We start from the raw sequence: 9,828 nt of genomic DNA, 5'->3' as shown, positions 1-9,828 counted from the left end.
AGGCAGTGCGGTGAGGCAGCCACCTCAGGAGCGGTTCCCGTCGAACGCGAGTGCGTCTCCGACAGGAGATGGGGGACTGCCTCTCCCGTTGGGTCTTGGGAGCAAATCGCCACTCCCTACAACGGGGGGAACCCCCAAGAGCGGGGTGGCGACCCAAGTGGAGCACCTGCTAATGATTGGGGAAAGGAAAGAAGTTTTTCTGGACTTTTAACCTTTAAAAGCGAAGATATGAGCGGTGAACCGCTCACTACGGGTGAGATTACAGGTTAGGGACGTAATTTCTTGAATAATTTTTTGAGCGATCGCCAAGTATAATTCAAGATGTTCCCAAATATGCGGAAAAACTTGCTTAAACTCTCTTTGAGAGTTGCTTTTACGTTCGTCTCCCCAAATTCAAGCTGAATGACTGTACCTGGATTATTCAGTGAGGTAGGAGGTTCGGGAGCTACTTTTTGTTTACTGAGAAATAAAAATGTGACTTTACTTCCCGGACCTAAATCTATTTTATCTCCTAAATTGAGCTGATAACGCTTTCTTTCTTCTAACCTGGTGTTGTTAAGAAATGTACCATTAGAGCTTCCCACATCTACAAGATAATAAATGTTTTTTTCTATTTGAATTTCTGCATGATTGCGTGAAACAAAATTGGCATTTGGCAAATCGGAGACATTGATATCTCCTAAAAAGTGACTTTTTGGTTTGCCAATGCGAATTGTAGTTAAATTTGGTAGCAACGCGAAAGAAGTGTCAGTTTGAACATGAAAAAGCTCTAAACCTAAACCTATTGTTGGTAATCTGCCTGAGTTTTGCATAACTTGCTTTTGCAGAGCAATTTCTCAATTTATCTAAATTCTTTGCTTTGGTAGCAAAAAGGCTCTGTGGTCATCATACTAGATTTAGCAACAAATAACTCTTACTTTGCTACGAATGCTACTCGTGTACAGACGTTCCGGACCGAACGTCTCTACCGCTCGTCCTAACTTTTTCATTCGTCTATTTGCCAGGAATCCTTGATTATTTCTTCATCCAGGATTTTCTTAGGACGAACTACGACAACAATTCGACCCAGCAGAGGAATTGAGGGTGCGCTTTCAAACCATTGAAAATCAAGTTCGCCGGCGTTGTCAACCACAAAGTAGCTGCCATCATCCCATTCTTGGACTGAGCGATCGCAAACTACTAAAACTGTTTCTGATTTGGGTTGTGTTTGGTTGGGCAGGCGATCGCTTTGACATAAAATTACTACTGGATCGGATGCACCTAACACTACTTGCCAACCTGGTAAAGGTACCCAAGCTTGCTCTCCGGCAAATTTAACCATGCGAAATGGTTCAATTTGTTCGACTACAGGAACAGCTTGCAAATCTTCTGCCTTTAATGGCAATTCACCCGCTACGGGCACGAGGCGCGGCAATTCTTCTTCAGATTCCAGCCGGAAAAACGGTATAATTGGCGCGGGACGTTTAGGAACGACAGTAAAATCAGTTAATAATTGTTCTATTTGCTTTCTGGCTGTTGGCGAGTAAGCAAAGCGTAAACCTTTGGCAATTAGACGCGATCGCTCTTGTAAATCTGAGTATTGACGGGCAAGTTTCCAAGATTGATAAGCAACTGCATCCCCTGGATGATTAGAAAACCCATCCGGTAAGGTAGGAAAGCGGGAGAAATCTTTGATGGCTTTTGCCACTTCTTTTGCTTCGTCGGCGTCAACCTGGTGTTGAAAAGTAAGTTCAGCAGCGGCGGCGCGTTCTTCATGGGTTAACAGACGCAATTCATATAAAATATCACTACCGCGTGTGCTGTAATGCGATCGCACTGCTGGTGATGCTCCAGCTTGTTCTATAGAATTATAAACTTGAGCGCCGACAATTACTTGATTTTGCTGAATCGGTTCAAAACCGGTAGCTTCAAAAATCTCTTGGGGATTGTGCCCAGCTTTTTGCAATTGAGCGATCGCCATTCCCCATTCCACCCAGTTGCCTTGTTTTTGCCTGAGCTTTCGCAGCAACTCTTGTGCTGCATCACCAGCATTGTCATAATTTTCAGGTAGTGGTGGTAATTCAGTCATAATTTGCTCTTAATCGCGCACGATTCCAATATCATTTTAAGGTTTAATTGTTTTCAATTACGCAATTTGTGGAGTTCGCAATAAACGCGGATTTTCGTTTGTTTTATGTAGCACTAACTACAGTCTCATTATCAATCCTGGAATCACATCCGTAAATTTCCGCAACGTTTCTGAGCTACTTTCAAATAAACTTAGTATGGAATATAACAATATGGGTACTATTTAAGCAATTATCTTATGGATAATCCCATTTCAGAAATTGATAAAGTCCGTCGTCAATTGATGACTTTAGAACGACCTAAGAAACTGAAAATCCTCGTAGTTGACGATGAGCCAGATAATCTCGATCTGCTTTATCGTACCTTTCGACGTGATTTTCATGTACTGAAAGCCGATAGCGGTATCAACGCTTTAGAAGTTTTGGCAGCATCTGGGGAAGTAGCGGTAATCATCTCCGATCAGCGGATGCCAGAAATGAAAGGAACTGAGTTTCTCAGCAAGACTGTACCACAGTTTCCGGATACAGTCAGGATAATTCTTACAGGTTTTACTGATATTGAAGACTTGGTAGAAGCGATTAACGCCGGACAAGTCTACAAGTATATTACCAAGCCTTGGGACCCAGGTGAACTCAAAGCGGTAGTGCAAAGAGCCGCAGAAACTTACGACTTGCTCAAGCAACGTACAGAAGAACTACACCGCGCTCATGCTCAAATTGCCTTGCTGACTTTTTTAGTGAAAGTAACGCAAACAACTCCTAACTTAGAAGCAAGTCTGACATCAATTGCTACGGCTTTTAGCGAGACTTTTGCAGCGGATGGCTGCATTTTGCAATTAGTGGAGAAAAATACTCTTGTTAACACTCAAGGGACTTGCAGCAATACAGGTACAATTGAAAATTGGCTAGCTCAAGATCCGCTGACAGCAGAGGCGATCGCGTCGGGGAAAATACAAGTTTCCGTAAATGTACTCAAAGACCAAAAGCTTGCTGGTATTACACAATATCCAAATAGCGGTGTACAAGCACACTTAATTATCCCGATTATTTACCGCTCGGAAGTTTTGGCGGTGTTGTCGCTACAGTGGAAACAACCATGCACTTTGCGAGAAGATGAATTAGAGCTAATTCATACTTCAGCTCAAGTAGTTGCGATCGCGCTTACTAGCAGTTGCTGCTATAGCAATCCTAGATAAAAGCGTGAAAATTCGCGGTGGAACTGATTCCCGACAACTTATGCGAAGTCGGGAATCTAACTTTTCACGCTCTCTCAATTGCACTGGTATATCAAGCAACAAAATAGTCAATAGTCAAAAAACTCTGGACTATTGACTTTTAAGCGATATTTTTTTAAATATACTGTTTAATCTTCTTTTTCAAGTTCATCCAATGCTTTAGCTAGAACTTGACGGCAGAACTCTGGATAGTTGTCTAAAGCTTTGACTCTCGCAAGCATAGATTGTGTAACTCTGATAGCTAATCTTCCTGTTAGTGGTTCATCTCTATCACTGGTAAAGCCATAATCCTTAATCTTAGGGTTCCCGCCTTTACGCGCCATTGTAAATATTTTATGACCTCAAACGGGGTGTGGGCGAGTCCTTCCCTAGACAAATGTGGACAGCCTTGTTTAATAGATCCTTGATGCCCCACGACAACCTCGGATGAAGGCTGTCCACATTTGTCGTGGGTTGTTGCAGGGCTCAAGAAGAGAAAATCGACCATAAAGCTAGTCGGCTTCTTGGGGAAATCAAAGAACTGAAAGCTGATTTTGCCATCAAGCCTTTTAATGTGTAAATTTGATACAGAATAAATTAGTTTTGGTACAGATAACCATAATTATAAACTGCAATCACGATTATCAAATCAAAATTATGGAGCAAAATCAGCAACAACGCCGCGCTGCCGCTAAAGAGTTTCTTCAATCCCTTGATGAGTTGGAGGATATATTACAAGAGAGTCCGACTGAAGAGGAAGAAACTTTAAAAACCGATACTGCTAAAACCAGTGATGCATCCCTAATTGAAATAAAAGCAGAAATTGATTTAGAGGCTTTGGAAGACGCCGTTGCTGATATCGAACAATATCTGGAAAATAAAATAAAATAAAAGTTACGAGTTTATAATTTTTAACTTTTACTTTTAACTCCGCGCCTCCTAACTTGTAACTCCTAACTTGTAACTTGTAATCTGCCGTTGAGCTTCATACAACATTAAAGCTGCGGCGATCGCCACATTCAAAGATTCTACCCCTGGACTCAGGGGTATTCTCACTTCTACATCTGCCATTGCTGCTAAAGAAGCGGATAAACCCGCACCTTCATTACCCAATAAAATTAAACTTGGTTTTCGCCAATCTACTTGCCAATAAGTTAAAGTTGCACTTGGCAAAGTTGCCACAATCTGCATTCTGGCTTGCTTGGCAAGACTTACTGTATCTTTTAAAGAAGCACTCACCGCCATCGGTAAGCGAAACCACTGCCCAGCACTGGCACGCAACACTTTGGGGTTATCTAAATCTACACTATCAGCACTCAGCCACAGCCCCGATGCAGAAGCCGCTGCCGCAGTCCGAATCATCGTCCCCAAATTGCCCGGATCTTGTATAGTTTCCAAAGCTAGCAGCAACCCAGTAAACGGAACTTGCATTGCCGAACTTCGTTTGGCGGTAGCGATAACACCATCCGGTTGTACTGTCGTAGCGATCACACTCAATACTTCTTCACTGACAATTTCAAAGCGATCGCACCGACTACAAGCTTGCTCCCAAAGTGCAGAATGAGCCGCTTGCCATTCTAGCGTACAACACACAACTTCTAGCGGATAATTCACCGCACAAGCTTCTTCCAGCAAATGCGTACCTTCCAGTAAAAACAACTCTTGCTTGTGACGCTCCTTCCTTGAGTGTAATTTGCGGATTTGCTTTACTAAAGAATTCTGTAAACTAGTTAACATTAAAAATTATCAGTTATAAGTTAGCAATTCAAAGAAAACAAATTTAACTGTTCCTTATTTACTAGACATCATTTGACATCATTCAACAATTCCTGCTTCAACCAAGGGAGTCGGCTCCTTCTTGTCCACAGGCTTTAAGTTCGTTTTGAACCGACCCTACTGCATTTATCACTCGGTACATTTGCGAGATTAATGGCTGCGTGTAAGTCCCTGTCTTCCGTATGCCCACAACTAGGGCAGGCAAACACACGGTCAGATAGCTTCTTTGAAGCGTGTTTCTGCCCAAATTGGCGACACATCCGTTGAAGATGGATACCAACGGTCAACGATATCAAGTTTTGTCCCGTAGAGGGATGCTTTGTATTCTAATTGCCTACGGAACTCATAGAAACCTAAATCGCTAACTCCTGACGATAACTTGCCGTTCGCAATCATCCCAGCCACGTTCAAATCTTCGATCCGAATATGGGCATACTTTTTGCAAATGCTTGTAGTCGTCTTATTCAGAAAATCCTTACGTTTATCAGCTATCCGTTTATGGAACCGTGCCAATTTTTTATAATACTTCTTGGCATTGTTTGAAGCCTTCTCACCAGTTTTCCGGTTTCCTAATTTCTTATTGCGATTCCGGTACTGAATTTTCCCTAGCTTGATTTTCGCGCGACGGTTGGCGCGGACAGAGGATTCTGTCCGTCCACACGTCGCTTTTTTATAGGGCAAAGGAGCTTCAATCTCGTTTCCATCACTAATAGTTGCAAACGTCTTTACACCTAAATCTATTCCTACGGCTTGGGCAACCTCATGAAGGATTGGGGGTATTCTTTCTGCAAAGAGTGCAAAGGAAATGTACCAACCATCCCCCTCTTGACTAATCGTAAAAGTCTGGCTGACATAAGATTCCTGACTTGACTCAGCCAGTCTCAAAGTGCCTATTGTAGGAACTTTGATACTCTTACCTGCTTTAACCAATACAACCCCATTGCCGTCATAAACCGTAAAAGATTGACAATCATTAAGGCGTTTAAAGACTGGTTTCTTGGCTACTCCTTTGCGCCAGTTACTAAACGCTTTGTGTAAGTCTTGAAAAGCTGATTGGTAAACCTTGGATGACAAAGTATTCATCCAAGCAAACTCTGGACGCTTTTTAGTTATGTTTGTCAAACACTTCTTGATCTGCTGCAACCGTTTTGAGTCGCTAGCTTTACATCCAGCTTTTACAGACTGCCAGAACAGGTCTAACCCGTAATTATATACCAACCTTGAAAAACCTGCGTGCTGCGCCATCAAAGCTTGTTCGGCTTTATTCAGTTTTAGCTTTCTTTTAATGGCAAACAAAGATTGTTATCCTATGGTCTACAATTATATTGTAACGCTATTTTGGTTACTAGGCATGGGTAAATACAATTTGAACGTAAGAATTTCTTCAGAAGAAAGAAAGATTTTTGACGACTACTGTGATGCAGTAGAAAGAACTCAGTCCGATGTCATTCGTGAGTTCATCAGATCATTACAAAAGAAAACTAAGAAGAGTCAGGATGTTACATAATGTTCTATTATGTCGAATAATTCATTTACTAGGAGTTAACTCCTAACTCCTAACTGATATGCGGAACCCGGGACTTGAACCCGGAAGCCTTGCGGCACTAGAACCTGAATCTAGCGCGTCTGCCAATTCCGCCAGTTCCGCTGGCATTATTTAATCACCGTTCTCTATTTTCACTCATTTTCTAGCTTTTGTCAACGCCCTGAGCATAAAATGAGGAATTGGTAATTGGGCATGGGGCATGGGGGAGGCAGTGCGGTCTTGGGGTTTCCCCAAGTGGAGCATCTGCCGTCATGGGGCATTGGGCATCGTCCAAGTGGGCATGGGGCATTGGGCATTTATCCCCCTTGTCTTCCTTGTCCTCCTTGTCCCCACACCCGTCGCCCCCCTCCCCTTGTCCCCACACCCGTCGCCCCTTGTCCCCCACTCCCGCAATACGTTGGCAATACTAGGAGCGCACTTATTTTACAAATGCTTAAAAGGCTTATTCCAGATTGCTTTGAGTCGCCAATTCCACTAAATCAATGCGCTTACCTAGCGCAAAAATGTAGACAAATCGAATCTTTACTGTAGAATCGAAACCAACTTCAAATCTTTAAAATTACTGAATTTCTTTAGGAGGGTAGGCTTATTAATACGAATACCAGCTTACCGGATGCCAAATTACCTGAAGCAGACTCCTCAGTCTTGCAAATCTGGGGTGGGCATCGTTTGCGAGGTCATGTGAAAATTAGTGGGGCAAAAAATTCAGCATTGGTAATCATGGCTGGAGCCTTACTATGTTCGGGAGATTGCCGCATCCGCAACGTTCCATTATTGGCTGACGTCAAGCGGATGGGTCAAGTTTTGTCAGCTTTGGGTCTTCGTTTAGAGCAACACGATGATATTTTAGATATCAACGCTAGCGAAATTACAACGTCCAAAGCTCCTTACGAATTAGTTACCCAGCTGCGAGCAAGTTTTTTTGCCATAGGCGCAATTCTGGCACGATTGGGAGTAGCACAGATGCCATTACCAGGTGGTTGTGCAATTGGGGCAAGACCGGTTGATTTGCATGTCCGGGGACTACAAGCGATGGGAGCCGAAGTGCAGATAGAACATGGCATTTGCAATGCTTATGTCCCAGGTAGCAATGGTAGGCTTAAAGGAGCCAAAATTTACCTGGACAGCCCCAGCGTTGGCGCAACCGAAACCTTGATGATGGCGGCTACTCTGGCAGATGGGGAAACTACCCTGGAAAATGCTGCACGCGAACCAGAAGTAGTCGATTTGGCAAATTTCTGTAACGCGATGGGAGCGAAAATTCAAGGTGCCGGCACTAGTACGATTACCATCGTCGGTGTTCCCAAATTGCATTCTGTTGACTACTCGATTATTCCCGATCGCATTGAAACAGGTACATTTTTAGTTGCTGGAGCGATCGCGCGATCGGAAATTACCCTCTCGCCAGTAGTCCCCGAGCATTTAATCCCAGTACTTGCTAAACTACGGGATATTGGCGTGCCGATAATTCAAGAAGCGCCTGATTGCTTACGCATAATGCCTGCTCAAACCCTCAGAGCAACGGATATTGAAACCTTGCCCCATCCTGGCTTTCCCACGGATATGCAAGCACCATTTATGGCTTTGCTGACCGTAGCAGAAGGCGACAGCATAATCAACGAATCTGTGTTTGAAAATCGCTTGCGTCACGCTTCCGAGTTGAATCGCTTAGGGGCAGACATTCGCGTTAAAGGTAACGCAGCTTTCGTTCGGGGAGTACCGATGTTATCTGGCGCACCTGTATTAGGTACAGACTTGCGGGCATCAGCGGCTCTAGTCTTGGCAGGACTGGCAGCTGAAGGCAAAACTACAATTCAAGGATTGCGCCATTTAGATCGCGGATACGATCGCCTTGATATCAAGTTGCAGCAATTAGGAGCAAAAATCCTCCGCGTCAGCGAAACACCGACGGATGCAGAATTACCTGCAAAAGCCAGTAATCCTCAAGCGTCGATTTCAACTTAGTGGTTTATGTCATTAGTTTTGAAAGTTCGTAGTAAGCGCTTAAGCGCTTAAAATTGAGCGATTTATCGCTCACTACGAGTAATAGGTAGGGCATCTGCCCAGCCTAATTGTCGTTATACTAGCGGTGGGAGGCTGTATATATCCCACCATTTCTTACCTTCAAGTTCTTCGATTGCTATGTCCTTTTTTAAGACTCAGCTAATTGGTATCAAAGCAGATTCTTTTCGTCATCCTTTAGACTTGGAAGCAACTCTTGCTCTCAAGCAGATACCCGGATTAGACATGCTGGTGCGAAATTTGCTCGGATCATTGGCAGAGCAAGTTTTTTATGTAGAAAATATTGCCTCCAGCGTTTTGGTAGGCGAACAACAATTGCCTGATTTACACAAGCTGTTGTTAGAAGCTTGTAAAATTTTGGATATGGAGCCTCCTCAACTTTATATCCGCCAACATCCGGCTCCCAACGCTTATACTTTTGCCATGCGTGGCAAGCAGCCTTTTATTGTCGTACACACTTCTCTGATTGATTTACTCACCCCTCTTGAAATTCAGGCAGTGATTGCCCATGAGTTAGGACATCTTAAGTGCGATCACAGCGTTTATCTGACTCCGGTAAATTTATTGGTATTAGCAGCCGCAAGTCTACCAAATATAGGAGCAGTGCTAGCACAAAGCATACAAGCACAACTTTTAGAATGGGTACGCTGTGCTGAGTTTACATGCGATCGCGCCGCATTATTAGCCACCCAAGATCCGAAAGTTGTCATGTCAGTCTTGATGAAGCTTGCCGGTGGTTCCCCAACATTAGCACCGCAACTCAACCTTGATGCCTTTGTCGCCCAAGCCCGCGCTTACGATGATATTAGCAAGACCGAATTGGGTGAAATGGTCAAAGTCGCTCGCACCGCTCAATTATCGCATCCAGTGCCAGTACTGCGGGCGCGAGAAATTGATCGCTGGGCAAGCAGCAAAGAATATCAAAAGTTGTTGCATTCCTCAGAAAAAGTGTATAATAGTGAAGTTGCACCCAAGGGCGGGTGGCGAAATTGGTAGACGCATCACACTCAAAATGTGACGATCGTGAGATCATAGGAGTTCGATTCTCCTCCTGCCCACTGTAAAAATATAGATAAATATAGGGTTTCAGGCAAGCTATCTGGAACCCTATATTTTTAGGTAAGCTACTTAGATGCTTTTTGCCATCAATAACGAACTGTTGTTCGTGTGAGCATAATATATTGTGCTTCGTGGGATGTTATCA

General features: G+C 43.6%; 12 protein-coding genes and 2 tRNA genes. 6 read left to right on the top strand and 8 right to left on the bottom strand.

Features of this window, described 5'->3' with window-relative positions; genetic code table 11:
- The coding region (locus PI95_RS33290) for a hypothetical protein (RefSeq protein WP_163519422.1) at window positions 1–270 on the top strand (270 nt) is incomplete at its 5' end.
- Here the strand turns inward: PI95_RS33290 and PI95_RS33285 are convergent.
- Together PI95_RS33285 and PI95_RS33280 are read right to left on the bottom strand one after the other, a co-directional pair.
- Window positions 267–812: an FHA domain-containing protein gene (locus PI95_RS33285; RefSeq protein WP_052325771.1), complete on the bottom strand. Its 546-nt coding sequence runs from the start codon at window positions 810–812 to the stop codon at window positions 267–269. The two genes, PI95_RS33290 and PI95_RS33285, sit on opposite strands and share 4 nt — an antisense overlap.
- A gap of 173 nt (window positions 813–985) precedes the next feature.
- Window positions 986–2,068, bottom strand: a complete 1,083-nt coding sequence (locus PI95_RS33280; protein ID WP_039752907.1) for a RuBisCO accumulation factor 1 — start codon at window positions 2,066–2,068, stop codon at window positions 986–988.
- Window positions 2,069–2,305: 237 nt separating this feature from the next.
- Here PI95_RS33280 and PI95_RS33275 point away from each other — a divergent pair, with 237 nt between their 5' ends.
- Entirely contained in the window at window positions 2,306–3,262 is a 957-nt protein-coding gene (locus PI95_RS33275; RefSeq protein ID WP_039752906.1) for a response regulator, read from the top strand.
- A gap of 167 nt (window positions 3,263–3,429) precedes the next feature.
- On the opposite strand, the gene PI95_RS33270 is transcribed toward PI95_RS33275, so the two are convergent.
- The gene (locus tag PI95_RS33270) at window positions 3,430–3,624 is read right to left on the bottom strand and encodes a hypothetical protein (RefSeq protein ID WP_039752904.1); all 195 of its coding nucleotides are present in this window, start codon (window positions 3,622–3,624) and stop codon (window positions 3,430–3,432) included.
- 313 nt (window positions 3,625–3,937) lie between these two features.
- Between PI95_RS33270 and PI95_RS33265 the strand changes: the two genes are divergently transcribed.
- Window positions 3,938–4,171, top strand: a complete 234-nt coding sequence (locus PI95_RS33265; protein ID WP_039752903.1) for a hypothetical protein — start codon at window positions 3,938–3,940, stop codon at window positions 4,169–4,171.
- A 48-nt stretch (window positions 4,172–4,219) separates the two neighbouring features.
- Here PI95_RS33265 and PI95_RS33260 read toward each other — a convergent pair whose 3' ends face one another.
- From PI95_RS33260 to PI95_RS33245, 5 genes are all read right to left on the bottom strand, one after another.
- Entirely contained in the window at window positions 4,220–5,017 is a 798-nt protein-coding gene (locus PI95_RS33260) for a TrmH family RNA methyltransferase (protein ID WP_039752902.1), read from the bottom strand.
- Window positions 5,018–5,151: 134 nt separating this feature from the next.
- Window positions 5,152–5,316 carry a zinc ribbon domain-containing protein gene (locus PI95_RS37605; protein WP_201280711.1) on the bottom strand — a complete coding sequence of 55 codons (165 nt, stop codon included), beginning with the start codon at window positions 5,314–5,316 and terminating at the stop codon, window positions 5,152–5,154.
- Window positions 5,270–6,352: an RNA-guided endonuclease InsQ/TnpB family protein gene (locus tag PI95_RS33255; protein ID WP_201280710.1), complete on the bottom strand. Its 1,083-nt coding sequence runs from the start codon at window positions 6,350–6,352 to the stop codon at window positions 5,270–5,272. The genes PI95_RS37605 and PI95_RS33255 overlap by 47 nt, the downstream gene beginning before the upstream one ends.
- 270 nt (window positions 6,353–6,622) lie before the next feature.
- Window positions 6,623–6,704 (bottom strand) — tRNA-Leu (locus PI95_RS33250).
- Between the two features lie 40 nt (window positions 6,705–6,744).
- The gene (locus PI95_RS33245) at window positions 6,745–6,987 is read right to left on the bottom strand and encodes a hypothetical protein (RefSeq protein WP_039752900.1); all 243 of its coding nucleotides are present in this window, start codon (window positions 6,985–6,987) and stop codon (window positions 6,745–6,747) included.
- A gap of 203 nt (window positions 6,988–7,190) precedes the next feature.
- Here PI95_RS33245 and murA point away from each other — a divergent pair, with 203 nt between their 5' ends.
- The 3 genes from murA (at window position 7,191) to PI95_RS33230 (ending at window position 9,682) form a co-directional block, all read left to right on the top strand.
- Entirely contained in the window at window positions 7,191–8,567 is a 1,377-nt protein-coding gene (murA, locus tag PI95_RS33240; protein WP_163519423.1) for a UDP-N-acetylglucosamine 1-carboxyvinyltransferase, read from the top strand.
- 177 nt (window positions 8,568–8,744) lie between these two features.
- A complete protein-coding gene (locus tag PI95_RS33235) occupies window positions 8,745–9,620 on the top strand; it encodes a M48 family metallopeptidase (RefSeq protein WP_163519421.1) in 876 nt (291 codons plus the stop codon).
- Window positions 9,599–9,682 (top strand) — tRNA-Leu (locus PI95_RS33230). The genes PI95_RS33235 and PI95_RS33230 overlap by 22 nt, the downstream gene beginning before the upstream one ends.
- The last annotated feature ends 146 nt before the right edge of the window (window positions 9,683–9,828 follow it).

It is taken from the genome of Hassallia byssoidea VB512170 (genome assembly GCF_000817785.2).
Classification (GTDB): Bacteria; Cyanobacteriota; Cyanobacteriia; order Cyanobacteriales; family Nostocaceae; genus Hassallia; species Hassallia carrinoi.
This window is presented reverse-complemented; position numbering and strand designations above follow the sequence as displayed.